This is a genomic window from Methanothermobacter sp. (genome assembly GCF_049720995.1).
Lineage (GTDB): Archaea > Methanobacteriota > Methanobacteria > Methanobacteriales > Methanothermobacteraceae > Methanothermobacter.
In genome coordinates, this window is sequence record NZ_JBNASF010000022.1 from 1 (window position 1) to 25557 (window position 25557).

The window sequence follows — 25557 nt, forward strand, 5'->3', positions numbered from 1 at the left end:
ATGGCTGATTTTAAGTAAATTAAAAAGTTATATGGCTGATTTTAAGTAAATTAAAAAACCATGCCCACTTTACTGCATGAATCACCAGAATTGAATGGGTTAGAAGATAAAATAAATCTGCTGGAGGCTATTGATCTTCCGATTCACCTATAAGATACGTTCCTGTGGTCCTCTGGATCCTCACGCGCCTGAAGGATCCCAGCTCACCATTATGTGTAACCACAGGTATGTATGAATCTGTCCTGCCTATGAATCCACCCTTCCTTCCCCTCTCAACTATGAGTATGTTCTGAATGGTTCCAGCAAGTTTTTCATTTTCCTCCTCTGTGATCCTCCCCTTGAGTTCCTCAACGGCCTTTGATCGTCTCCGCAGTTCCCTGAAGTCTATCTCATCAAGGGAGGATGATAGGGCACCTGGCCTGTGCCTGTACTTTGATAGGTGTATGAAGCCAGGCCTCACCTCCTCAAGAAGCCTGCAGGTTTCAAGGAAGTCATCCTCACCCTCAGTAGGGTAGCCAACGATTATATCGGTTGCAATGGATATTTCAGGAATTCCTGACCTGAACCTGTCAACTATCATCCTGAAATCATCCACAGTGTGCCCCCTCCCCATATCCCTGAGGACACGGTCACTTCCACTCTGAACAGGCAGGTGAAGGAAACTGTACACCTTCTCTGATCTGAACGCCTCAACAAGACCATCAAGGTCCCTGAGGACACTTGCAGGGTGCATCATGCCAACACGCACCCTGAAATCACCCGGTATTTCAGTTATCTCTTTTATGAGGTCGGAGAGTCTCTCACCTGTATCAGAACCATATGCTGCAGTATCCTGTGCCGTCAGCTGAATTTCTCTGCATCCAGCCTCAACGGCCTCTCTGGCCTCCTGGACGATGATATCTGATGGGTAACTCTGTATTCTTCCCCTTGCAAAGCGTGTGCAGCAGTAGCTGCAGCTTCCAATGCATCCCTCACATATCTGTATGATGTGTATCAGAGGGTTGGATCTCACCCTTGGGACCCCGACCTTCACATCGGATGTGAAACCGCTTATTCTTTTAACATCACCGCTGTATGCGGCACGCACAACCTCCGCCGTTCTCATGAGCTGGTGGGGTCCAAGCCATGAGGCATTCCCTGATATGGATTCAAGTTTCAGGGGGTCTATTTCAACCATACAGCCGGCAACCACGAGGCCCTTATCAGGGTACATCTCCCTGATCCTCTTTATCCTGTTTATAACCTTGTGTTCAGTGGGATGCTTAACATAGCATGTGTTAAGAATTATCACATCTGCCTCATCAATCCCTGTAAGCAGAGCACCTGCCTCACCCAGGACGCCTGCCATGATCTCTGAGTCTGCCTGGTTGAATGTGCAGCCAAACGTCTCTATGTAAACCCTGATACTGTCCATGAGAAATCCCCTTTAAAGGTCATATGTGAAATCCCAAACCTAAATACAGTTTCAATGGAATTTCCAGCCATGTTCACCTATCAGTGGAACAAATGCAACTCCCCCAAGGTTCCTGGATCTGTAATCCCCAGAGGAGAGTCTTTCAACAAGAACAAGTTCCTGGTAAAATTTATCAGAACCAACGGGTATTAAAAGTTTTCCCCCCACCTCCAGCTGTTCTCTGAGGGGTTCAGGTATGTGGGGTGCTGCCGCGGTCACGTATATCCTGCTGTAGGGGGCCTCTGGAGGGTAACCCTTACTTCCATCCCCATGTATAACCGTGATGTTATCATATCCCAGAGCCTCAAGTTTCCGCCTTGCCCTTTCATATAATGAATGTATCCTCTCAACCGTGTAGAGGTGGCCCTCACTCCCAATTATCTCTGCTATGACAGCTGCATTGTAACCGCAGCCGGTACCAATCTCAAGGACCTTCATTCCCCTCTCAAGGTCCAGTAGCTCAGCGATCATTGCGACCATGTGGGGTGCGGATATGGTCTGCCCCTCACCTATTGGAAGGGGCATGTCAAGGTAGGCCCTGTGCCTCTCATCTTCAGGGACAAACTCCTCCCTTGGAACCTTCTCCATCGCCCTTCTTACGGACTCAGATTTTATGTAGCCTTTATCCATGAGGTCCTGAACCATTCCAAGTCTTTCATTCATCATTGGACCACGTTATAAATGTTAAGCTATCACACAATCATGTCTGTGAGGTCATGTCTGAACCTGAGGTTTACAGGATAGCCATAAACCCTCTTAATCCGCCGGGCAGGTACGGAGCCCCTCCTTACCATACCATCCTCTGTCTTTATGCTCCTGATCTTGAAGACGTGTTCATCTATCTTCATGACATCCCCAACCCGGAATTCAAAGTCCCTGTCAACCTCAACCTTCCTTGAGTAGACCTCACCATGGAGGTCCACGGATATACCGACACGGGCAGGTGCCTCAAGTGAAACAGCCCAGAGTGTCTCAACATCCGCTGCAGTGGCTTTATCAACCCTTTTACCACTCTTAAGTTCCAGGGAGGTTATCTCAACGAGTTTTCCTGAGACACTGATTGCATCACCTGCTGATACCTCCTCATGGGGGTATAGATCCACCTCATCCCTGTAGGAGCTTCCATGCTCACTTATTATTATCCTGTGGCTTTCGGGCTTTTCAATCACAAGACTGTCCCTGAATACTGTCCCGCATTCCTCACATTCAAGTACAAGGTGCTTGATCTTCCTTGATCTGGACTCATCTGTTCTGCTCTTTAAAACCCTGAATGCCTTTGACCCGCAAATCGGACACTGCATCTACTACCCCTCATACACTTTCCTGTGAATTTGAATTTTTCTACCCTGAACCCTCTTTCAGAGTCCTGATGTAGTGGTTTACAAGGCCGCCGTCCTGGAGTATTGAGAGCATGTATTCATTGAATGGCTTCATCTCATATCTCCTTCCAGAGGTGAGGTTCTCAATGAAGCCACCCCTCAGATCAACAGAGATTTCATCCCCGTCCACTGCATCAACCCGGGCCATTATAACGGGAAACCCTATATTTATGGCGTTCCTGTAGAATATCCTTGCAAAGGATTCTGCAATGATTGCAGCGACACCTGCATGTTTAAGGGCTACCGGGGCCTGCTCCCTCGATGATCCACACCCGAAGTTTCGCCCGGCCACTATTATGTCTCCCATCTTCACCTCAGAGGCAAAGTCTGGCCTTGCACCCTCCATCACATGGGATGCCAGTTCATCAAGACTGAAGGTCCTAAGATAACGACCCGGTATGATCATATCAGTATCTATGTTATCACCGAATCTCCATACTCTTCCCCTTATAACTTCTTCCATCCAGATTCCCTCCTGCACTCAGGATCTGATCACAGAGGCCCCCATGTTACGACCGCCTGTTACAAAGGCCTGCCCAGAATCCATTATCTCCAGAACAGCATCCAGCATATCGTCAGCTTTCCCATCTGTGACCGCGTATACTGCAGGGCCAAATGAACTCATTCCGGCCCCTGCGGCCCCTGCGGACACCATGGCATCTATCAACCTGTCAATCAGGGGGTCCTGAAGATCCCTTTCAACCTTCTTGAATCCTATCTTCTGTATTTCATTAACAGATTCCCCAAATGCCTCAATGTCCCCTTCAATGACTGAGGGCATCATCTTCATGAGAATTATGTGTGAGAGCCTTTCAACCTCCCTTAGGGGTATGGGACAGTACTCCTGGAATATGTTAACCTCCCTTTTCCCTGAAACAGATCTCTCGATGTGAGGTATGGCAACCACGATCTTCCAGTCCTCAGGAAAATCATATCTTGCAATAACCGGTGGTGGAGATGCATGTGAGGCTGATGAAGGAAGGAAGTCAGACTTTTCACGGGTACTGTGTCCTGCATCCACTATGAATCCTCCGTCCTCAAAGGAGGCAACGCCTATGCCTGATGTTCCACCCCTGCCAACAATCGCTGCCAGTTCCCTTGCCCTTATACTGACACCATGGTACTCTGAGATGAGTTTTGCGGCTGCAAGGGATAGCTGGGTTCCTGACCCAAGGCCTGAGTGGGCCGGGAACATGCTCTCAACTTTGAAGGTGAATCTTTCATCACTGCCAATGTACCTGATGGTTCTCTCTGCAGCCCCTGTTATCTTTGACACGTATTCCTCCCTGAGTGTGCTTTTCACCTCACCTGTGAACTCCACGCTGATTTCATCTGAAACCTCGAGACCCATGACCAGTTCAGGTTCCCTCAGGGTGATTCCCACCCCTCCATCGAGGCGACCCCTCCTCCCATTGAGGTCTATGAGGGTGAGGTGTAACCTGGACGGTGTGTTGATGATCAATTCAATTACCACTCCTTTGATTATCTTTCAGAGGCTTTGAGAACTGCTTTTCAACCTCTGCCCTGTGTATTGAGTTCATGGTACAGAATGGAACTATGCGCCCATCAGGAAGGGCATAGTGTATGACGCACCTTTTAACCCTCTCTATATCAAAGTTCCATGGATCCATGAAGTGCATGCATGATACAAGAAGAGTGTTGTAGTGGAATTCTCCAAGGGCACTGTATGATCTCTCCCTGAATACTGACGTGAGTATGCTCTTTATATCAACAGACTCCGGTGCCTTTGATTTGTCAAGGGTTTTTGGGAGTTCTATTGTTGATTTTGCAATCAATTTGGCCTTTGCTGCTATTCCACCCTTCTCAAGTTCCTCCCTTCCCTTATCAAGTATCTCAAAGAACCTGTCAACATCAATGAACCTTGTTATTGGGATTATTTTCCCGCCCTCTATGAATATGTATGTTGCTGTACCGCAGTGCTGGTGGCAGGTGAATTTAACCTGGGGTTTACCCTCGATGGCCTCGACGAAGTCAGATACTGGTCGGACAGATGATGCCGGGTAGAAGTCATCCACGGCTATCTCTGAACCTGTCTGTTCCTCCACGAGTTTCTGGAAGTCAGGTATTGTTATGCGCTGCTCCTCAACCCTGTCGGCTGGGGTTCTCCCTGCAAAGGACACCGGCTGGAAGTTAACACCCCTTATTATATCGATGTTTTCAATGGCGAACCTTATTATGTCCCCCACCTGGCTGTCGTTGAGGCCCCTGACGAGTGTGGGGACCAGTACTATTCCAAGACCCGCCTTTCTGCAGTTCTCTATTGCCTGTAATTTCAGGGGCAGCAAATTTTTACCCCTGGATACAAGGTAGGGTTCCTCTGTGACCCCGTCAAACTGGAGATAGACCGTGTTGAGCCCTGCCTCCCTGAGCTCCGCTGCGAGTTCAGGTTTGCGTGCAAGTCTCACACCATTTGTGGCTATCTGGACATGGGTGAAGCCCTCCTCCCTTGCGAGTTTCACGAGCTCCACTATATCCTTCCTGACTGTAGGTTCACCGCCCGCGTACTGAATGGCGGGGGTGGGTACAGGTCTGTTTCTGCGGAGATTTCTGAGCATCTCCCTTATCTCTTCATAGGTTGGCTCATAAAGGTAGTTTGAGACGGCGGCATTGGCAAAACAGATGGGACATTTAAGATTGCATCGATTGGTGACATCAATAAGACCAAGAACAGTGTGGCTCTCATGTTCAGGACAGAGGCCACAGTCAAGTGGGCATCCCTTCAGGGGATCCGTCTGAGGGTTCAGTAGCCCCTCCCCTTCCTCATCATAATCTTCTGCCTTATGGTAGACCTCGGAATTGCTCCAGTAAACACCCTCAAAGGTTCCATGCTCCGGGCATTCCTTTCTTATTAGAACCCTGCCCTCATCCTCAAAGACCTCAGCATCGACGGGTCTGAGACACTCAGGGCAGAGACTCCTTGTTCTCTTTATTACCACAACAGTCACCTGTCTAATTTGAATATTAAAATCATTGAATCAGTTCACCGGCAAATGTTATATATCTGATGTATGAAATTACAAACCCATGCATCCTCTTCTTGGAGCCTGAACTGACCGGTTCTTACGGTATCAATTTTGCGAGGTGTACAAGTGAATACCGATATTATCAATATTATAGATGTTCTCTATGTAATATACTTTATGTTACCGGCCTACATGGCAAATATAAGTGGCCTTGTATTCGGTGGGGGCAGAGCCCTTGACATGGGCATCACACTCGGTGATGGCAGGCGCCTTATAGGAGACGGGGTGACCTGGCGTGGCACCGCTGCAGGTACCCTCATTGGGCTGATTGTAGGGTTAATCCAGGGTCTTCTTTCAGGTTCAGTTATAACAGGAGCTCTGATCGGTCTTTTACTTGGATTCGGAGCCCTCATGGGAGATGCCGCGGGTAGTTTCATAAAGCGAAGGCTCAAGATAGATAGGGGGAGACCTGCACCCGTCCTTGATCAGCTTGACTTCGTTGCCGGGGCCCTGATACTGGTATCCCCCCTGAGGGTACTCCCAGTTGATTACATCATCCTGATAATGCTTATCACACTGGTCCTTCATCTCTCGGCAAACATCATAGCATACCTGATCGGTATGAAGGATGTGTGGTACTGAGCATGTTAAAATGGAAGAATGCAAAAGTTGAGGGCATGGAGTCAATGAAAATATGACGTTGAGTTAATGAAACCATGATCACAACTCAGTCAATGAAAATATGGCGTTGAGTTAATGAAACCTTATCGCAACTCAATGAGCGCTGATTGGAGCTCTCCAAGTGCTGAGGTCATGTTAGAATGGAACTGCTGGCCCTCAAAAGTTTAAGGGTCATGAAAAATACTTCATGTGCTGATGACCACTCAGGGACCTCATAGACCAGTGTAGGGTAACCCGCGGCAGCGAGTGGCCTTGAGAAGAGTCTGGCGGATGAACTCCTGTATCTTGTTTTTCCTGAGACCGGGTAGTAATTGAAACCTTCCTTCCTGAGAGTTTCAGCGATCCTCACTGATGGTTCATCCATCTGTGGTGTTGCAACATAGAATCCCTCACCATAACCCGGTGCATGGGCATGGGCAATTATCACAAGGTCATAATCAGATTTCATTACATCCGGGAGAATGTAGGTGGCTGCAAGGCCCTCACCATTGGCCCTGCCCCTGCTGTAATCCATGGGACTATCCTCAACATTTATACTGTAAAGTGCAACCTCCACAGGGAGAAGTGCGAATGCCCTGCTGGCCCCCTGGATGGGTGCAACTGAAACCTCTTCCCGTGGATGTATCCCTGTTACAACGGCCACCTTTATGTTCTGCTCCCCGTAATGTGCATAGACGTCCTTTGTAACATATCCCCTGGAATCCGAGCCGACAGTTGAATGGTCAGATAGGTTCATGACCACAAGGGGGGTTACAATCAGGAGGAGAATTCCGGCAATTAAAATCCCTGATTTCAGCTCAACCATCCACCTATCTGTTCTGGAGGTAATCCTCCATCAGGAGCGCTGTGCCAACTGCAGGGGCCACCACACACTCCTCCTCTGTCAGGAATTCATCCATGGTTCTGCATTTGAGGTCAAGAATTTCCGCAGCCCTCCCTGCAAGGACATTCATACCGAGACCCGTTGCGATCACCTCATCAAGGTTTTCGCGCTCTGAAACCTCTGCGATTCCCTCTGCTATCTTGAGTATCTGCTGGTGGTAGATGTACTCTGCCACCTCAAGTATATCCTCTGGTTCAAGGAGTTCCAGGTCAGCGCAGAGGACGCGGGCTATCCTCAGCATACAATCCTCAATGGATTTCTCTGCGCCATCCGGTGTGCTGCAGGTGTAGTCTGATTCTCTGATATTGCCAAGTACCCTGTGAACATCGGCCGTTATTGCGAAAAGTTCAGATGAAACCCTGAACCATTTATCATGCAGGGGGACCCTGTCAACTATCGTTGCCACGTTGGTTCTCAGTGTACCCGTGTATACAAGTTCACCTGTTGATAGTCTTTCAAGGTCATTCCTTCCCCTTGCAGCCTCAAATCCGTCCCTGACTGGTATTATGTCTGTTGTTGTGCTTCCCACATCCACCATTATGCAGTCGCTGCTCATTGCAGAGGCTATCTGTGAGGTGGCCACCCAGTTGGCTGCCGCCACATCCATGGGGTCCCTGACCGCCTCAGAGGCGTCCACCATACCCGAGAGGCTCACATATGCCACTGGAACATCAAATGCGCTCTGTACACTTTCAACTATGTCGACAACACCCTCTGCCTTGCTCGGGTAGGCGTCCACCAGTTCCGCTGTCATGCATATGCCAACACCATCAAGATCATCAAGATCATCCCCTGCAAGTTCAATCAGGGTCTCTGAAAGTTCATCCCTCTTAAGCCACATGGGGAGGTACCTGAAGTCCACACGGACGTTCTTCATTTCACCATCGGCTCCAAACTCTATTACTGCCAGGTCAGTGTTTGCTCCTCCAATATCAAATCCTGCTATCTTCATCAAAGGTCAACTCCATAATCTTAATTCCCAGTTCCAGCTCCCCTGCGGACATCCACAATCATGCCCCTGGAACCTTTTCTGAAGTATGCTGTTCCATTGAATTTCACACGCTCTGGAAGTTCACCCATAACTGATTGAAGGACCATATGGCCCAGGTTTCCCTCCGAAATCCTTCTGAGGCCTATGTAGGGCGTCGTGATCCTGGAGTTTATCTCAACAACATAGGGTTCATCTGCAAGTATCATGTCCACACCAACATAGCCCCTCAAACCCTTAATGGATTCCACAGCCCTTTTTGCAACCCTGAAGGCATCATCCCTCATTCTGTGATCCACAGGGGCGACTCCCCCATTGTACTCCAGTGAATCCCCCCTTATGAGGATATTCTGCCTGTTGAGGCTCAGTGGAAGTGCCCTTCTTCCATCGGAGAGCAGGCTCACGCTGACGCTCTCACCCTCCACAAATTCCTGTATTATCATATTCCCGGGGATCTCAGGGAGGTCCCCGGACTCAAGTATCCTTATACCCTGGCAGGCAACACCGTCCGCGGGTTTTATGAGAACCCTTGATGGTGGTTCTTCAAAATCATCAATCCCATAGGTCCTTATGAGGGGAACCAGCCCCCTGAGGGCCCTGTAGGTCATCCTCTTATCCGAGCATATACGGACCGCCTCACTGCTTGAGCCAAGAAGAAGCACCCCTGAGTCCTCAACCAGTTCTGTGAGTTTACAGAGTTCCATATCCTCCTCTGCTGCGATGAATATGCAGGCATCAAATCTATGGAGATTTTCTCTGAGCCATTCCCTCAGGGAAGTTGTGATGATTGTTGGCCTGCAATCGGACTGGATTTCAATATCAGTGAACTTCTCAGAGAGAAGAAATTCAAGGTCAAGGTCCCTGAAATCAGCCAGAAGAGCCTCAAGCATTGAACGACCCTCAAGGAATATCTCAGGGTCTTCAATCCCTGAGGCAGTGGCATATTCAAATACAAGCAGTTTCAAGGGCGCCCCACACCCCGGAATACTATTCCATGTTTTCTGAATTTTTCAGGGTCCAGAACGGGTCTTGTGCAGATGAATATTCCACCACCTATCATCTCAGGGGTTATTTCCAGATACTCTGAATGATCCGTCATTAGAACCACACAGTCAGATTCAAGGGCCTCCTCAAGTGGTACAGGTTCAACACCCATTTTCTCTATCAGTGCAGGATCAACATGGGGGTCGTTAACAATGACCTCAGCCCCCTCTGATAGGAGGGCTGCCACGAGGGGCCTTGTTGGTGTCTCCCTTGCATCTGCAACGTCGCCCTTGTAGGCCACTCCAAGAATACCAATCCTGGATCCTGCAAGACCTTTGCCCTCTGATTCAAGGGCGTCCCTTATAATTTCAAGGACGTGGAATGGCATGGATTCGTTGACCTCCCTGGCCGTCCTTATGAGCCTTGCAGGTACACCCTTTTTCTCTGCCATCTCCACTATGAAGTAGGGGTCTATTGAGAGGCAGTGGCCCCCAACACCGGGTCCGGGGGTGTGGATGTTCACACGGGGGTGCTGGTTTGCTGCTTCAATGGCCCTTATGGCGTCTATGCCGAGTGACTCGCATATCACTGCAAGTTCATTGGCGAGGGCTATGTTGGTATCCCTGTAGGTGTTCTCCATGAGCTTAACCATTTCTGCGGTTATGATATCATCCACGATTATCACTTCACCACTTGTGACCTTACCGTAAAGCTGAGCGGCCAGCTCTGCACTTTTCCCATCGATGCCCCCTATGACCCTTGCATTGTTCTGCATCTCATGGAGTGTGTTGTTTGGGAGGGCCCTTTCGGGGGTGTATGCAAGTCCAAAGTCCGCTGATGCGCGCAAACCTGTTTTTTCAAGTATGGGAAGTACCACGTTCTCGCAGGCCCCTGGAGGTACGGTGCTCTCTATGATCACAAGGTCACCCCTCTTCAGGCCCTTTGAAATGGTCTCTGTTGCGGAGATCACCGCAGAAAGGTCGGATGTGTTGTCACTGTTAACGGGTGTCGGTACCACCAGCAGCAACACGTTTGATTCCTCTGCAGCGCTAACACCATCAGCAGTCGCCCTCAGTTTACCTGATCCAACAACTTCAGCCACAAGTTCATCAAGGCCGGGTTCATGGATAGGTGATTTTCCTATGTTGACCTTATCCACCGTTTCTCTGTTTATGTCAACTCCTGTAACATCAAATCCCGCCCTGGCAAAAAGTGCTGCTGTTGGAAGACCTATGTGTCCAAGGCCAAATACCGCTATCCTGTAGTTGTCCATGTAATTCCTCCATCATCTGTACTCCATCAAAACATCCTTACCCTTCAGGTTCAGTGTAAGTGAAGGAAAAACAGGTTCTCCTCCAGCATAAACCATCCTTATAACTGCATTATTCCTTTCAGCGAGCTCAGTCACTGTAATATCCTCATCCACATGTATAAGCCTTCTTGATGGAGCCTCCATGACCTCAGCTGGCGGTTTCATTGTGAGCCTGCCCTCCCTGTGGAGCCGCAGGGTCTCATCCAGTATTCTCTCTGAGGCATGCCCATCACCGTAGGGGTTCTCTGCCCTCATCATCCGCTCTCTGAAATCAGGGTCCTCAAGGAGTCTCCTGGCTGTTGTGGTTATTCTATTCTTATCAGCCCCCACAAGTATGTTTCCCCCGGCCTCAACAGTTTCCGGACGTTCGGTATTGTATCGCAGGGTTAAACAGGGTACATTGAAGGTTATGGCTTCCTCCTGGAGTCCACCGGAGTCTGTGAGTACCAGGAACGAGTTTGAAAGCAGAAGAAGGAAATCAAGATAACCCATTGGTTTCTTCAATGTGACATGCTCCGCCTCGACCAGTACCCCATAGAGGCCGGATTTTTCCAGGTTCTTCCTGGTCCTTGGATGAACCGGGAAGACCACTCTGAATTCATCAAGCTCAAGTATGGCCTCCACTATTGACCTGAGCCTTTCAGGATCATCCACATTTTCTGCGCGGTGTAGGGTAAGTACAACAAGTTCTTCGTCATCCGGAAACTCTGAGAGGATATCTGATTTCTTTGATGCTATATCAATATTCCTGAGGCAGGCGTCAACAACAGTGTTTCCTGTTACAAATATGGTCTCTGGATCTGCACCCTCCATGAGGAGGTTGATGGCAGATTCCTCGGTGGGTACATAGTAGAGTTTTGAGCAGACATCCGCCACCATTCGGTTTATCTCCTCGGGCATGGTCCTGTCAAAGGATCGGAGTCCCGCCTCCACGTGTCCCACTGGTATGTGGAGTTTCACTGCTGCAAGGGCCCCTGCAAGGACAGCGTTTGTGTCCCCCTGCACCATCACGATATCAGGTTCCTCCCTCATGAGGACATCCTCTATGCCCCTCAGCATCTCCCCGGTCATGGCTCCATGGCTCCCTGAACCTGCACCTATATTGTGGTCCGGTGACGGGAGCTCCAGGTCAATGAAGAACTGGTCTGACATTTCATGGTCGTAGTGCTGACCAGTGTGTATGAGCGTGAAGTCAAGGTTGCGCCTTTCTATCTCATCTATGACAGGGGCCATCTTTATTATCTCCGGCCGCGTTCCCAAAACAACTGCAATCTTCATGTTAACCACTTGAAAAGTTTCATTAATGATTTCTTCTTCTCTGAGCCCTGTATTCAGTTATTACCCTCAGAAGCTCCTCTTCTTCTCTTTTCTTTCTCTTTTCATTTAATCTGTGTTTCCATTTTTTAATTTCTCTATTTAAATCTTGAGTTTTAACTGAGCCGAAATCATCATGTATCTGAATATCAAGGGATTCCCTGGATATGACAGGCACTTCAGCCTCCTCGAAAACCTCAAGGGCCTGGTGGGACATTCTATCCTCGGTTATAATGGCGCAGGGTTTCAGGTCCATTAATATCCTTGCGGTCTGTGAGCCCCCTCCCTCGGAACTTCTGAGAAGAAGCACGTCACCCCTCTTTATCTTCCACCTGGAGCAGGCACTCCTTATACCCTCCCTTGTGAAGCTATCAATTATCTTCACGGGTGTTGTGTTTCCTGATGACTCCATATCCTTTATCTGGAGCAGTGAATCAAGGTCCCTCTCAAGGGCCTCCCTGCGTTCCCGCTCCCTCGTGTATTTCCTCTGAAGCTTTTCAATGACCTTGAGTTTATGTGATAACTCCCGATTAAGTAGAAGGTCCCTTGAATATTCATACTGTAACCTCTCAAGCTTTGATTCCAGCCTTGAATTCTCCTCCTCCAGTTTCCTTATCCTCTTCTTAAGGGACCTCCCCTCCCTTTTGAGTTTTTCAATTGTCAAACGCTGGTGCCTTATCGTTGAACGCTGAGTCCTTATGGTCCTCCTGAGTTTTTCAACGTCTCCGGGGGATTTTTCATCCTCAGCTGAAAATTGGGAGGTTTCTGTCTCAGAAAACCCATTGATAACTTCAGAAGAGATTTTGTCCAGCTTTTCCATTTCCTTAAGTGATCTTATGGCTTCTGCAACTGGTTTTCCCATTATAACCAGGCCCTTGACCTCCAGAGTCTCCCCCGCTGTAAGTCCAGCCTCCTCAACCTTCCTCTCAATCTTTCCCAGTTTCTTTTCATAATGCCTGTAGGCCATCAAAGCCGCTGCAAGGGCGTCCCTTTCATGGGAGTTTTCCGGCGCATTCTCAGATTCCCTTAAAAATTCTGATACCAGTTCATTCTTGAATGATACTGTCAAAACCTTCTCTGGAGTATATAATTTAGCGTTGAGCATTGAAGCTATCCTTTTAACCGCTCCGGGAGGGGGGTATACGTCCGACGCGACCACTATGGGTTTTCCATATTTTATTATCTCCTCTATTATGCTGGACCTTGAGGCCTCCTTCATGCTTCCAAGGTAGAGGAGTTCCCCTTCCAGGTGGAGGACTGCCAGGCCAACTGTGAGGCCGGGATCAACACCAACTATAGTGAGGGGTTTCACAGCACCCCCATCGGGATTTTTATTCCGCTGCAGATTACTATCCTCCAGAATTATCGCTTACCTGATTACTATATATAAATAAACTAATTTAGAGTTTTGGATAAACCAGATAGGAACTCAGTCAGAGTCGCATATATGTCTCAGGGAATCTCCCATGACCCTTCTGACCACTGACATGTCCCGGTACCTCCTGAATTCCTCTTCGAGGAGGGATCTGAAACGTTCAATGGCATATTCATCATGTCTGAGTTTTATCTTAACCCCATATCTTAAGTCCATGAGTATGAGGTTCTCAGGGGGTGCCGGGTCTATGAAAACCCTTTCGTCTGTATCCAGAAGTTTCGGGACGTCTTCTGGGGATAGTTCCCCCTCTGAAACCATCATCAGGACCCTTACCATTTTGCGTACCATCTGCCAGAGGAAGCTTTCACCGTACACGTCCACCAGGATGGAGTCCCCATTCTCTGATACCCTGACATCATTTATCCTTCTTATGGGATTCCTGTCACTCCTCCTTGAGAAGTTGCTGAAGTCATGGGTGCCTCTGAAATGTTCAGCTGCCTCGACCATTGCATCAATGTCCATGGACTCCCCCCTGTGTAGAATGTAACGGTAGTGTCTCTCAAGGGGGTAGCGCACCTTGAAGGGGTACATTACAGATGCCCACGCAAGGACCTTTATGTCAGGGGGGAGAAGGTCGTTTATCTGGTTCACATGGATCTCCTCCTCTGTAAAGAAGCTCACGAAATTCCCCAGTGCATGGACACCCCTGTCGGTTCTGCCGGCTATCTGGAAGCGGGACTCTCCAGGACTTCTGATAACACCAGCCTCCTTCAGCGCATCAAGGAGTTTTCCCTCCACAGTGGGGACATCGGGCTGTCTCTGAAACCCGTGATAACTGGTACCGATATATGCAACCTTAAGCGCTATCTTCTTCATTGTTAACTCCCCCGAACCATTTTACATCAAGGGATGCTTTAAAAAGGTTCGTTATTGATGAATAGCCTGACTTACGAAACATGACCCTAATCTCTTATGCACTGCGTCAGCGATATCTAAACCATGGTATCATCATGCCATGTTTTATATGTGATCCGCAAGTTATATCTTGATGATTCACTCACGCTGGGGTGCAGGTATGCGAAGGATATGGGGTTATTTGAGTATAATAACTGCAACGGTCTTCTTTGGTATGTCAGCAACCCTTGATAAGATAATGCTATCTGAGATGCACCCCATAACCATCGGGGCCTACACATATATCATTGCGGGTATTTTTCTATTCACTGTGAGGCAGTCCCCCCTCAAGGAGAATATACTTGACGTGCTCAACAGAACAGGTGATACAGAGAGCAGGATAACTGGAAGGGATTACCTTTTACTTCTACTCACAGCACTCCTCAGCACGGTTATTGCTCCTGTGCTCTTCCTTACAGGTCTTGGTGAGACAACAGCCGTTAATGCATCCCTCCTTTTAAACATTGAGGTTCTCTTCATCATTATCCTCGGCTACCTGATTTTCAGGGAGACGCTTAAATTTAAGGACCTCCTGGGAATAATGCTCCTCATAGTTGGTGCCGCCTACCTTGTCAGTGAGGGTGAGTTTCAGGGTTTCTTTAACAACGTGATGGTGAGCGGCAACCTCCTTGTTATCTCTGCGGCCTTCTTCTGGAGCCTTGACACAGTTCTGAGTAAATTTTTAAGCAAAAAGAGGGATCTCATCCTTCTTTCAGGTATTAAAAGTTCTGTGGGGGGATTTCTGCTCCTGATTATCATGCTGATTCTCGGTTTGAGCACAGCTCTTCCCCTTGAAATGATCCCATATGCACTCATGGTTTCGATTTTCAGTATAGGCTGCTCATTCATCCTCATCTACATTGCAGTGAGGGAGATAGGCGCGGCTATGGTGGGATCCCTGTTCCCATTATCGTCACTGTTTGGGGCAATATTTGCGTTTTTAATCCTGAATGAACCCTTTTCAGCCATGCAGGGGGTTTCTGGAATTGTTATGCTCATTGGGGTTATGATTCTCTACTGGAATGGCATTAAAAAATAGTTTAACTCTGGAGTTATAATTCTCCCCTGGAATGGCATCAAAATTTAAGTCTGGAGCTGAATTCTCCACTTAGGCATTAAAGGTAATTCAAGTTTGATCATAGTCTGGCCCTCACATCAAACTGGCAGAAGGAGTAGCCATTGGTCCAGCACCGTCTCTCATATGCATCAACCCTCCCCCCGAGTATCTCAGAGAGTGCCCCTGCTATTATCCCGGCCTCAAAGAAGCAGATGGGGCGTCCGATATTTGGAAGGCCCGAGCATTCGATGCACTCATAGACCCTTATATCCATCGTGAGGTGTCTTCCATCCCCCTCTTCAGATATAACGTCAAGTATCCCGAGTTTATGCTCCAGCATTAACCCGCACAGTGATCTGGTGTCATCTGCAAGACCCTCATTTACGAGCGCCCTTCCAAGGTTCATGCCCCCTATGTATGAGACACCAGCAGCTGAACCGGCGATTATATCCGGGATATTGAAGTGGCCGAGACGGAAGCTGGATACATACTTGTCATCCTCTTTGAAAGCTGAAAAATATCTCCTATCTGGATTCAGGAGGTCTCTGAACTCTATATTCTCCTTAAGGGGTCTTCTTGGACCCATAAGAGTTCCATCGCCTGTTTCAGACCTGATTTCATTGTCTGTTATCCTTCTGTATTCCCTGATTAGGGCCCTCAAACCGGTCATTACCAACACCCATTTATAATTATATCTGGGTGAAATTCTTAAATAATTTTCAGTGCAAACTGGGTATAGCATTGAGAGGATAATATTTCAATGGGTTTTCTGATATCCCTCAACATTGATTACATCGTGATTGATATGACTTTCAGAAAGGATAGAATGCTCATAATTCCAGCTGTTGATATAAGAAACGGTAAATGCGTCCAGCTTGTGCAGGGAAAACCCGGTACCGAACAGGTTGTGATTGATGACCCTGCTGGTGTGGCAGAGAGGTGGGAATCCCTGGGTGCTGAGCTCATCCATGTGGTTGACCTTGACGGTGCCCTGGGTTCAGAGAGGAATACCGGTATCCTTAAAGAAATCACAGAAAGGGTCTCTGTGCCCCTCCAGATAGGTGGAGGAATAAGAAGTAAGGGATATGCCTGTGAACTCCTGGAGATGGGCTTTGAAAGGATAATACTCGGAACCATGGCCATCGAAAACCCGGAGGTTATAGGGGATCTCTCAGAGGAATATGGCCCAGACCGTATAATGGTATCACTCGATAGCAGGGATTCAAAGGTTGTTATAAGGGGATGGACAGAGGATATAGAATGCACAGCTGTGGAAGTGGGTAGAAAACTCCAGGAGCAAGGTGCTGGAAGTATACTCTTTACAAATGTCGACTTTGAGGGTCTTCTCTCTGGATTTGATCCAGACCCTGTGATTGAACTTGTGAATGCCGTTGATGTGCCCGTTGTTTACTCGGGGGGTATCAGCAGCATCCAGGACATTGAGGAGCTCCAGAAAACAGGTGCTGCAGGTGTTGTTATTGGTTCAGCGATTTACAGGGGCAAGATAGACTTCAGGGAGGCCTTAAAATATCAGGGACTGAAATGAATGGATCCTCTGAGGGAAGGCCTGGAATTAAAACCGTCATGGCCACGGGAACATTTGACATAATCCACCCTGGACACGGATTTTTCCTTGAGGAGGCAAAGAAACTTGGAGGAGAAAACGCCAGACTGGTTGTTGTACTTGCAAGGGACTCCACGGTAAGGGCCCGTAAGAGGACACCCATCATAGGTGAGAAGCAGAGACTTGAAGTTGTAAGGATGCTTAAACCCGTTGATGAGGCCTACCTTGGAAGTGAAACCGATATGTTTGAGATAGTTCACAGGTTGAAGCCTGATATAATTGCCATAGGCCCCGATCAGAAGTTCGATGTCGGTGAACTCCAAGATGAACTCAGGAGAAGGGGCCTTGGGTGTGAGGTTAAAAGGGTGGGTAAATACAGAAGATCAGAACTTGACAGTACCTGTAAGATAATAAAAAGGATAAGGAAGATGGAATTTGATGAGAATGCCCTGAAAAACTGCTAAAAAAAAATAAAAATTGGATATAGATTCTAGAATGGTAATTCAGCGTAAACACCATTTATGAATGCGCTGGAAGTGTCCCAGTTTTTGATTGTGCCAAGCGTGTTTGAGAAGCTTGTTGCGTCTGCGTCATACCATTTTCCATTGATATATAACTGTCCCCAGACGTGTCCGTAGGTGTTTCCGCTTCTAAATACGCATTTGCCATGCACGTACCTTGCGGGTATGTTTGCAGATCTTGCAAGAGCAACCAGGAGATGTGTGTGGTCACAGCAGTTGGCTGACCTTCTGTGGAGTGTCTCAACCGCGCCGTTTCTTGTATTGTAGTAGAAGCTGTAGTCTATATTGTCCCGGACCCAGTTGAATATACGAAGAGCCTTATCATAGGTTGAAGTGCACCCTTCAGTGAGGTTAGAACTAAGAGAAGAAATTTCAGGATCCGAAACCTGGCAGTTTTCTGTTTCCCTGAGGTAATCGCCCATCTCAGCATAGCCAGTCCGCGTAACCTTTCTGTAGCGTGTCTCTGTAACCCATCTGTAGGTCTTACGGTACTTGGTCACATATGTGTAGCTGTAGACGTACCGAACCCTGTACTTTCCCTTCCTGTAGTAGTACCTCTTTAGGGGTGTTTTAACCTTCACCTTGTAGGGTTTCAGGTAGGGGACCTTTACCCTGACAGTATATGGGACATACTCGTGGTAGGTGTAACTCACCGTTGTCGATGGAGATACCTTTGTGTACGCAGAGGTGCTGGATGCTGTGCTGTTAACCGTTGCATTGGATGTTATATTTGAATCGGCTGCACTCACATAACCTGCAGGCAACACTGCCACCCCAAGAAGTAGCAGCACTGCAAATATCGAGTGACGCTTAATTTTACCGCCTCCATTGTGGGGGTAACTCCTCCCCCATGGACATTCAAGTAATTCTATGCCACGCCACTTATAAGTTTTTGGTCCCCTTAAGCAGAATACAACCTTATTTAAATGCATTTCACCAAACTAGTAATAATTATCAGCAAAGGTGATTGACATGATCAGTGCGGGTATTATTGGAGCCAGTGGATATACCGGTGGTGAACTCCTCAGATTGCTTGAGAACCACAGAAGAGTGGAGGTGGTGGCTGCAACCTCAAGGCAGTACAGGGGTCTTTCTGTGTCGCGCGTACATCCCCATCTCCAGGACACTGACCTGAAATTTCAGGAGTCCATGGAAAAAATGGACGCAGATATCGTTTTCACCGCCACACCCCATGGAGCCTCAATGAAGATCGTTCCTGATCTGATGGAGAGGGGTATGAGGGTTGTGGATCTCAGCGGGGACTACCGGTTCCAGGACACCGGGACGTATGAGGACTGGTATGGAATCAAACATGAAAAACCCCTTGAAGCAGTCTATGGTCTTCCTGAGATCCACAGGGATGAGATAGAATCTGCAGATCTTGTGGCGAATCCAGGATGCTTCCCAACAGGTGCAATACTTGCATGTCTCCCCCTGGTTTATGAGAAGCTTGCTGAAACATTCATAATTGATTCAAAGACAGGTGTGAGTGGTGCCGGTGTGAAGCCAACCCCCCTTACCCATTACCCTGAATGCAGTGACAATGTTACCGCCTACAATGTGACAAGACACAGGCACACACCTGAAATAAGGCAGGAACTTTCAAGGTTCAACCCGGTGAGGCTCAGTTTCACACCACACCTTGTCCCGGTAACGAGGGGTATCCTCACAACCGCACATGCCATCCTCAATGAGGAACTCCGTCAGGACGAACTCAGAGAGATATTCCAGGGTTTCTACGATGGAGAACCCTTTGTCAGGGTTGTTGATGATATGCCGGTGCTCAGTGCTGTGAGGGGTTCAAACTTCTGCCACATAGGATGCTTTGAGGTCGATGATAATCAGAGGGCCGTTATAGTCTCTGCCATAGACAACCTTGTGAAGGGTGCCTCCGGTCAGGCCATACAGAACATGAACATAATGTGTGGATTCAGTGAGGTAGATGGCCTTGACTTCCCTGGAATGCATCCATGATATTCTGGATTCAATGGATATTAAGGGAACAGAAAATTATATTATAAATAAATTGATCAGATTCTCTTAGGTGATGAAGCTGAGTGATACAATGAAGACATGTGTGATCTACTATTCACGCACAGGAAACACTGCAATGGTGGCAAAGACACTTGCAGAGGAATTGAATGCTGATCTAATTGAAATCAATGATCTTAAGGATAGAAAAGGATTTTTAAGTAGTTTTAAGTCCTCAATAGATGCACTTAGGGAATCAAAGACTCCAATAAGTCCAGAAAGGGTTGAACTCTCAGAATATGACCTCATATACCTGGGCACCCCAACCTGGGCCGGGAAACCCGCGCCTGCGGTGATAACCTTCATTGACAGTGCAGACTTCCTTGGGAAGGACGTGATACCCTTCACAACCATGAGCAGACAGGGCGGTGAGGGGGTAATTGAACGCATGTCTGAAAAGATAAGGGCCCGTGGGGGTCGTATAGTGAATTTCTTCATGCAGAAAACCGGTGGAAAGGAACTCATCCAGGTGCGGGAGGATACACTCAAGCTGATGGCGGAAAAGGACCTGAAGATATACAGCTCCAGGTGATGAGCTGCCACGAAGAGATTATCACAGGTGATAACATTGATTGATAGGATGTTAAGATCATACAAACCACTCATAGCAATACCTGCAGCCATAACACTGCTGGCCATTCTCCTTGTGGTTTTCCATGGGCTCAATGAAAGCGTGGACCTCAAGGGGGGTGCTCTCGCAGACCTGACCCTTGAGAGGAGCATCAGCGGCCCGGAACTGGAATCACTCCTCAGGGGTAAGATGGGTCTGGATGATGTGAAGGTGCTGTCGGTGACAGGTAAAAGGGCGACGGTACAGTTCGGTACCGATGTGGATGTTGTCAGGGTGAAGGAGGCACTTAAGGGGACTGCAACCATAAACAGTTACAAGTCTGTAGGACCCGTCCTTAGCAGGCAGGCACTGAATCAGATATACTGGGCCATTGGATTCGCATTCCTCTTCATGTCAATCACAGTCTTCATAGTGTTCAGGGACCCGATACCATCCATTGCTGTTATCCTTGCAGCAGCATCCGACATAATAATAGCGGTTGGTGGCATGTCACTCCTCGGCATACCCCTCTCCCTTGCATCGGTGGGGGCCATACTCATGCTCATAGGTTACAGTGTGGACACTGACATTCTCCTCACCACAAGGGTCCTGAAACAGAGGAAGGGGGACATCAACCAGAGGGCCCTTGGGGCCATGAAGACAGGTCTAACCATGTCCATATCGGCCATTGCCTCAATGACAGCCCTGTACCTGGTCACCGTTTTCATTATGCCCGAGGCACAGGTCCTGAGTAACATAGCCGCTGTGCTCATAATAGGGCTCCTTGCGGATATCATAACCACCTGGCTAATGAACCTTGGAATTCTAAGGTGGTACCTGGAGGTTAAAGCATGAACAGGAAGGTCTCAAAATTCCTCAAAGATTACAGGGTGATACTCCTCCTTGTCCTTGTTGCAGGCAGCATAGCTGCGGTGTCAACCCTGGGGATCCAGCAGGGTCTTGACCTCAAGGGGGGTTCACTCATACAGATACAGCTTGAAAGGCCTGTGGATGCTGCCACAATGAATACAGTGACAAGCGTGCTGGACAAGAGACTGAACATATTCGGTGTCAAGGACGTGAAGGTACGTGCCAGTGGCGATCAGAACGTTATAGTTGAAATTGCAGGTGTGCAGCCGGATCAGGTTGCAAACATAGTGGGGACACCGGGTAAATTTGAGGCTAGGATAGGAAACGAAACAGTCCTCACAGGGGCGGACATTGTGAGTGTTCAGGCGCCCATAATCACAGGCAATGAATGGGAGGTGCCCTTCAAGCTTTCAACTGCAGGAGCAAAGAGGTTTGCTGAGGCCGCCAGGGGCAAAGCAGGGCAACCGGTTAACATGTACCTGGATGACCGTCTGATCACCTCCCCTGAGATTTCACCTGAGGTTGCAACAGGAAAACCAACCACAGATGTCCGTATAACAGGGACTGAGAACAGCAGGGAAGAGGCTGAGGCGCAGGCAAAGGAAATAGAGACACTCCTGAAATCAGGGTCTCTTCCTGTTAAGGTTAAAATTGTTGGTGTGAGCAGTGTATCCGCTGAACTTGGAAGGCAGTTTGCAGAGGGTGCGCTGATCGCAGGACTTCTTGCTATCCTTGCAATTGCCGCCATACTCATAATACGCTACAGGACACCCATCCTGGTTGTGCCAATCTTCATGACGACACTTGCGGAACTCATAATCATCCTGGGTGCTGCTGCTGTTATAAGGTGGAACATTGACCTTGCGGCCATAGCAGGTATACTGGCAGCCATAGGTACCGGTGTGGATGACCAGATCATCATAACAGACGAGGTGCTGGCAGGTGAGGGCAGAAGAACCCGACGTAAGTTCAGGATAAAGGATGCCTTCTTCATAATATTCGCATCTGCAGGTACCCTGATAGCCGCAATGCTTCCACTGGCCTACGTGGGCTTCTCAAGGGGTGCCACAGGTATAGGTCTTCTTTCAGGTTTCGCATTCACCACCGTCCTTGGGGTGCTCATAGGAGTATTTATCACAAGGCCGGTGTATGCAAAGTTCATTGAAACTTTCAATGTGGGGAGAAGGTGATCTGAAGGTGGTTGTGAGATGAAGAAACCCTTTGAACTGCGGGTCAAGCCAATAAAGAACGGAACGGTTATAGACCACATAACCGCCAACAGGGCCCTCAATGTACTCAACATCCTTGGATTACCTGATGGAAGGAGCAAGGTGACGGTTGCGATGAACATGGATTCATCCCAGCTTGGCTCCAAGGACATTGTCAAGATAGAGAACAGGGAACTTGAGTCATCAGAGGTGGATCAGATAGCCCTTATAGCCCCGCGGGCCACCATAAACATCATAAGGGATTACCAGATTGTTGAAAAGGCCAAGGTGAGGCTTCTGGATGAGGTGAGGGGCATCCTCAGATGTCCCAACCCCAACTGCATAACCAACAGCAACGAGGGCGTTGAGAACAGATTCTATGTCATATCAAAGGAGCCTGTGATGCTGCGATGCTATTACTGTGAGCGCCTCATAGAGACCGAGGAGATAGAATCCCAGTTTTAGGGTGATTCCATGAGAGAGATTAAGGCATCTGCACTGGTAATCATATTCCTGTTTCTCGTATCACCTGCAGCCGGCGCTGTTTTTGTAACAGATTCATCCCATGCCATTATAACGGCACCTGCGGCGGCACATACAAAAAGCGGGCTTGTGGTGAGCAGTTACACCCCAGAGAAGTCCGTCCTCAAGTATGTTAAGGGAATGGACACGGTTGTTGTTGGTGACGTTAAGGTTAACGGGACCCGTATACCTGCAAGGGCATCCTCCCTTGCACGTTACTGGAACAGGAGCAGCGTGGTGGTTCTTGGAACGGGTTCAGATATATCAGCAGCATATGCTGCAATAAAAAACGATGCCCCCCTTCTCATAAGCGGGAAAAGGTTACCATCAGCCACCAAAACAGAGATAAAACGTTTGAAGCCCAGGAAGATAATCGTATGTGCCCCCTCATCAGCCATACCATCATCATCACTGAAGGCCCTTGGCATACCCTACCAGAGGGTGTGGTATGGCAGTGACTCAGCCACACTCAGCGCCCTCAACCCAAAATCAGGACCCGCTGTTATGGCACCCAGGCCACTTCTCCCCGTGGCAATGACACTCTGGAGATCAGCTGTATTCTCCACATCCACATCAGTTAGAGTCAATGAAACGGTTCTCTGGTCATCATCTTATCCAACGACATCTGTTATAATGAACCGCTACGCTTCAGGTACACCAGAGACCATATACATGAGTTCAGACAGGTTGAATGGTGTTAATGGAAGAACACTCATGGAATCCATAAAGGCAGAGATAGCAGGGTCAGCAAGGGTTATAATAGATGAGAGATCACCGGCCCCCGGGGAAGCAGAGCGTGCGATCAAGAATGCCCCCTCAGGGTCCCTTGCTGTTTACATAGCAGCTGCATGCCCCGGGACGATGTACAGTACCATCTCAGGGATAAAATCAGGTTACCTCAGATCATACGCCTCCAGACTCGACGGGGCGGCCTATGTGAACTACGGTAGCCTCAACCTTGAGAGGACCAGCTACCTATCAAGGGCATGGGATGATAACTTCTCAAATGTCTACTTTGCAGGGATCAGGGACCCCTCAGAGTACCTCAGGAGTGCAGGTATTCTCCTCCTGGAACCAAGGGTTTTACCCCAGAGCCAGCAGGTCCACTTCACAGCAATGAAGCTCATCGATTACGCCTACTCTGCAGATGGTGAGCACCTGAGGACAGTGGATTCATCAGCCTACATCGCAAGGCATGAGATCGATCCAACCACACTCTCAGCAGATGCCCGCCGGATAGTCAGTGGTGAGGCAACAGGTATGACCCGGGAGAAGTGGGTCTACCTCGCATCCCAGTACATAGCAGGGCTTCCCATCAGAAATAACACAACTGCAGTATCAGACGCCAGTTCCTCAAGCAACACATATACAGGGACACTCACAAGGGCTGAGTACCGTGACGCCGCAAGGAGGGTCTATGAATTCACAAAGAGCAACAGGAGGCTTCCCTCCTATGTCGCAGTGGGTGATAAAAAGCTTGGAAGGGACGAGTACACACTGATGTTTGCACAGATAATCCAGAACCACACAGATAAGAGCAAGATGGTGTTCCCATCATCCGTTAAGGTGGGTGAGAGCCTCATGGACACCGTGGTCCAGTTCATAAAGGACCTCATAACATAGGTGTGCCGAGCCTCCCCTTTTCAATTTAATATAACTCCTTTTCTGCAAAAACAGATAATCAAAAAGGAAGGAAAATGGGGTTATTCTCCATTGCAGATACCTTTTTACAGGTCACATCAGAGTATAAATCCCAATTCATATCACGCTATTCTCCATTGCAGACACCCTTGTACCGGTCTCATCAGAGTATAAATCCCAATTCATATCACGCTATTCTCCATAGCAGATACCTTTACCCAGGGAAACCCCGGTTTCGGGGGTTTACACGATAAATTCCCTCTCAGAGGCAGTTGAACACCTGAATGTTTTTCCCTGACGTGCGCTGATCTCCTCAGGAAGGCTATCATCAGGTTTCCCTGACGTGCGCTGATCTCATCAGATGACACCATTGTACCTCAGGAAGGCTATCATCTGGGTGTAGGATTTTGTAACACTCCCAGATGCAACCGAACCATGGGGTGACCGGACCTCAGCTGTAACTGCAGGAATGCCTGCAAGGTTGCAGACATCCTCAAGGGCTCCTGGATAATCCTTACCTGCCACCTGTGATGGTATGAGGGCTGATCCGCTGTAACGGCTCATGTATGATGCCATCCTGTAGCTCTCATAGGTGGGTATCCTTGTGCAGAGGATCGATGTTTTCCCGGGCACTCCGCCTGGTCTTGTTGAGTGGAAGTCCCCCACGGCACTCACGCCCCTTGAAGCAGCCACCTGAACTATCCTATTGGATGGTGTGCCCCTGACATTTGCAATGCTGTTGGGGTTCTTACCATTCCAGTACCTGGAACTCCGGGCAGTGGATGATGGTATAAGGAAAGGTACAACGTAGACCGTCCCCTTTATACTCTTACCTGAAAGGTAATTTATGAGTTTAACAGCAGCAATTGAAGCTGGAAGTTCATTTCCATGGACACCTGCAACTATGATAACCTTCCTGCCACCATTCCCAAATGTAAACATCGGTGTGCCCTTTTTTGCGGCCTGAAAAACCTCCGATGTTACCGGTGTGTGAGGGGAGTGGTGCCTGATGTAATAGTTCCTTGATACATCCCCCCCGGTCCCGGTATAGATAATCTCAGTTTTGAGTGCCGAAGCCACGGGGAGAGATGAAAGGAAAAGTGCAACTGTAATTAGAATCGTTAAAAATTTCAAAGGTGCTTTTCTCATAATCCTCACCTGCCATATCTATATTCAGCATTATATATTGGTTTTTTGGTTCCAGAAAAAAAGGACATGAACAAACCAATCATCTCTATACTGGTTTTTTGGTTCCAGAAAAAAAGGACATGAACAAACCAATCATC

At 48.3% G+C, this 25557-nt stretch carries 26 protein-coding genes; 10 read left to right on the top strand and 16 right to left on the bottom strand.

All coding sequences use genetic code 11. From position 1 onward, the window contains the following. Positions 1-127: 127 nt before the first annotated feature. Genes ACPLJI_RS07140 through tes form a run of 6 tightly spaced genes read right to left on the bottom strand, consistent with a single transcriptional unit; the run spans position 128 to position 5789 of the window. A complete protein-coding gene (locus ACPLJI_RS07140; RefSeq protein WP_424730489.1) occupies positions 128-1414 on the bottom strand; it encodes a tRNA (N(6)-L-threonylcarbamoyladenosine(37)-C(2))-methylthiotransferase in 1287 nt (428 codons plus the stop codon). Between the two features lie 51 nt (positions 1415-1465). Beyond that, complete coding sequence (locus tag ACPLJI_RS07145; RefSeq protein ID WP_424730488.1) at positions 1466-2119, bottom strand: protein-L-isoaspartate O-methyltransferase; 654 nt, start codon at positions 2117-2119, stop codon at positions 1466-1468. A gap of 26 nt (positions 2120-2145) precedes the next feature. After that, positions 2146-2754 (bottom strand): HVO_0476 family zinc finger protein, encoded by a 609-nt coding sequence (locus ACPLJI_RS07150; protein ID WP_424730487.1) that lies wholly within the window; start codon positions 2752-2754, stop codon positions 2146-2148. A 40-nt stretch (positions 2755-2794) separates the two neighbouring features. Then, a complete protein-coding gene (hacB, locus tag ACPLJI_RS07155) occupies positions 2795-3295 on the bottom strand; it encodes a homoaconitase small subunit (RefSeq protein WP_424730486.1) in 501 nt (166 codons plus the stop codon). Positions 3296-3313: 18 nt separating this feature from the next. Next, on the bottom strand, positions 3314-4294 hold the full coding sequence (locus tag ACPLJI_RS07160; protein ID WP_424730491.1) for a beta-ribofuranosylaminobenzene 5'-phosphate synthase: 981 nt from the start codon (positions 4292-4294) through the stop codon (positions 3314-3316). Between the two features lies 1 nt (position 4295). Then, positions 4296-5789 (bottom strand): tetraether lipid synthase Tes, encoded by a 1494-nt coding sequence (tes, locus tag ACPLJI_RS07165; RefSeq protein WP_424730485.1) that lies wholly within the window; start codon positions 5787-5789, stop codon positions 4296-4298. Between the two features lie 153 nt (positions 5790-5942). On the opposite strand from tes, the gene ACPLJI_RS07170 reads away from it, so the two are divergent. After that, entirely contained in the window at positions 5943-6458 is a 516-nt protein-coding gene (locus tag ACPLJI_RS07170) for a CDP-2,3-bis-(O-geranylgeranyl)-sn-glycerol synthase (RefSeq protein ID WP_424730484.1), read from the top strand. A gap of 169 nt (positions 6459-6627) precedes the next feature. Here ACPLJI_RS07170 and ACPLJI_RS07175 read toward each other — a convergent pair whose 3' ends face one another. The 7 genes from ACPLJI_RS07175 to truA form a co-directional block, all read right to left on the bottom strand. After that, entirely contained in the window at positions 6628-7302 is a 675-nt protein-coding gene (locus ACPLJI_RS07175; protein WP_424730483.1) for a hypothetical protein, read from the bottom strand. Positions 7303-7306: 4 nt separating this feature from the next. Further along, positions 7307-8332 (bottom strand): hydantoinase/oxoprolinase family protein, encoded by a 1026-nt coding sequence (locus tag ACPLJI_RS07180; RefSeq protein ID WP_424730490.1) that lies wholly within the window; start codon positions 8330-8332, stop codon positions 7307-7309. Positions 8333-8352: 20 nt separating this feature from the next. Beyond that, positions 8353-9333: an ATP-grasp domain-containing protein gene (locus ACPLJI_RS07185; RefSeq protein WP_424730482.1), complete on the bottom strand. Its 981-nt coding sequence runs from the start codon at positions 9331-9333 to the stop codon at positions 8353-8355. Continuing rightward, positions 9330-10625, bottom strand: a complete 1296-nt coding sequence (locus ACPLJI_RS07190) for a nucleotide sugar dehydrogenase (RefSeq protein ID WP_424730481.1) — start codon at positions 10623-10625, stop codon at positions 9330-9332. The genes ACPLJI_RS07185 and ACPLJI_RS07190 overlap by 4 nt, the downstream gene beginning before the upstream one ends. A 12-nt stretch (positions 10626-10637) precedes the next feature. Beyond that, positions 10638-11942 carry a non-hydrolyzing UDP-N-acetylglucosamine 2-epimerase gene (gene wecB, locus ACPLJI_RS07195; protein ID WP_424730480.1) on the bottom strand — a complete coding sequence of 435 codons (1305 nt, stop codon included), beginning with the start codon at positions 11940-11942 and terminating at the stop codon, positions 10638-10640. Between the two features lie 22 nt (positions 11943-11964). Beyond that, positions 11965-13290 carry a DUF460 domain-containing protein gene (locus ACPLJI_RS07200; RefSeq protein WP_424730479.1) on the bottom strand — a complete coding sequence of 442 codons (1326 nt, stop codon included), beginning with the start codon at positions 13288-13290 and terminating at the stop codon, positions 11965-11967. 117 nt (positions 13291-13407) lie between these two features. Next, entirely contained in the window at positions 13408-14229 is an 822-nt protein-coding gene (gene truA / locus ACPLJI_RS07205; protein ID WP_424730478.1) for a tRNA pseudouridine(38-40) synthase TruA, read from the bottom strand. Between the two features lie 199 nt (positions 14230-14428). Between truA and ACPLJI_RS07210 the strand changes: the two genes are divergently transcribed. Then, complete coding sequence (locus ACPLJI_RS07210; protein ID WP_424741189.1) at positions 14429-15346, top strand: DMT family transporter; 918 nt, start codon at positions 14429-14431, stop codon at positions 15344-15346. Between the two features lie 97 nt (positions 15347-15443). Here the strand turns inward: ACPLJI_RS07210 and ACPLJI_RS07215 are convergent, their stop codons facing one another. Then, positions 15444-16034, bottom strand: a complete 591-nt coding sequence (locus ACPLJI_RS07215; protein ID WP_424731614.1) for a V4R domain-containing protein — start codon at positions 16032-16034, stop codon at positions 15444-15446. 135 nt (positions 16035-16169) lie between these two features. Here ACPLJI_RS07215 and hisA point away from each other — a divergent pair, with 135 nt between their 5' ends. Continuing rightward, positions 16170-16910 carry a 1-(5-phosphoribosyl)-5-[(5-phosphoribosylamino)methylideneamino]imidazole-4-carboxamide isomerase gene (hisA, locus tag ACPLJI_RS07220; protein ID WP_424741191.1) on the top strand — a complete coding sequence of 247 codons (741 nt, stop codon included), beginning with the start codon at positions 16170-16172 and terminating at the stop codon, positions 16908-16910. Positions 16911-16936: 26 nt separating this feature from the next. Further along, on the top strand, positions 16937-17392 hold the full coding sequence (locus tag ACPLJI_RS07225) for an adenylyltransferase/cytidyltransferase family protein (protein WP_424731165.1): 456 nt from the start codon (positions 16937-16939) through the stop codon (positions 17390-17392). Between the two features lie 26 nt (positions 17393-17418). Here ACPLJI_RS07225 and ACPLJI_RS07230 read toward each other — a convergent pair whose 3' ends face one another. Continuing rightward, positions 17419-18216, bottom strand: a complete 798-nt coding sequence (locus tag ACPLJI_RS07230) for a transglutaminase-like domain-containing protein (RefSeq protein ID WP_424731166.1) — start codon at positions 18214-18216, stop codon at positions 17419-17421. A 205-nt stretch (positions 18217-18421) separates the two neighbouring features. Here ACPLJI_RS07230 and argC point away from each other — a divergent pair, with 205 nt between their 5' ends. The 6 genes from argC to ACPLJI_RS07260 all read left to right on the top strand — a co-directional run bounded on the left by argC (position 18422) and on the right by ACPLJI_RS07260 (position 24253). Then, the gene (gene argC / locus ACPLJI_RS07235; protein ID WP_424731158.1) at positions 18422-19423 is read left to right on the top strand and encodes an N-acetyl-gamma-glutamyl-phosphate reductase; all 1002 of its coding nucleotides are present in this window, start codon (positions 18422-18424) and stop codon (positions 19421-19423) included. A 73-nt stretch (positions 19424-19496) separates the two neighbouring features. Then, positions 19497-20012 carry a flavodoxin family protein gene (locus ACPLJI_RS07240; protein WP_424731159.1) on the top strand — a complete coding sequence of 172 codons (516 nt, stop codon included), beginning with the start codon at positions 19497-19499 and terminating at the stop codon, positions 20010-20012. Between the two features lie 36 nt (positions 20013-20048). After that, positions 20049-20885: a protein translocase subunit SecF gene (locus tag ACPLJI_RS07245; RefSeq protein WP_424741190.1), complete on the top strand. Its 837-nt coding sequence runs from the start codon at positions 20049-20051 to the stop codon at positions 20883-20885. Next, the gene (locus ACPLJI_RS07250) at positions 20882-22090 is read left to right on the top strand and encodes a preprotein translocase subunit SecD (protein WP_424731161.1); all 1209 of its coding nucleotides are present in this window, start codon (positions 20882-20884) and stop codon (positions 22088-22090) included. The genes ACPLJI_RS07245 and ACPLJI_RS07250 overlap by 4 nt, the downstream gene beginning before the upstream one ends. Before the next feature lie 18 nt (positions 22091-22108). Continuing rightward, on the top strand, positions 22109-22573 hold the full coding sequence (gene pyrI / locus ACPLJI_RS07255) for an aspartate carbamoyltransferase regulatory subunit (protein ID WP_424731162.1): 465 nt from the start codon (positions 22109-22111) through the stop codon (positions 22571-22573). A gap of 9 nt (positions 22574-22582) precedes the next feature. Continuing rightward, the gene (locus ACPLJI_RS07260; protein WP_424731163.1) at positions 22583-24253 is read left to right on the top strand and encodes a pseudomurein-binding repeat-containing protein; all 1671 of its coding nucleotides are present in this window, start codon (positions 22583-22585) and stop codon (positions 24251-24253) included. 375 nt (positions 24254-24628) lie between these two features. On the opposite strand, the gene ACPLJI_RS07265 is transcribed toward ACPLJI_RS07260, so the two are convergent. Further along, complete coding sequence (locus ACPLJI_RS07265; RefSeq protein ID WP_424731164.1) at positions 24629-25420, bottom strand: succinylglutamate desuccinylase/aspartoacylase family protein; 792 nt, start codon at positions 25418-25420, stop codon at positions 24629-24631. Positions 25421-25557 lie beyond the last annotated feature (137 nt).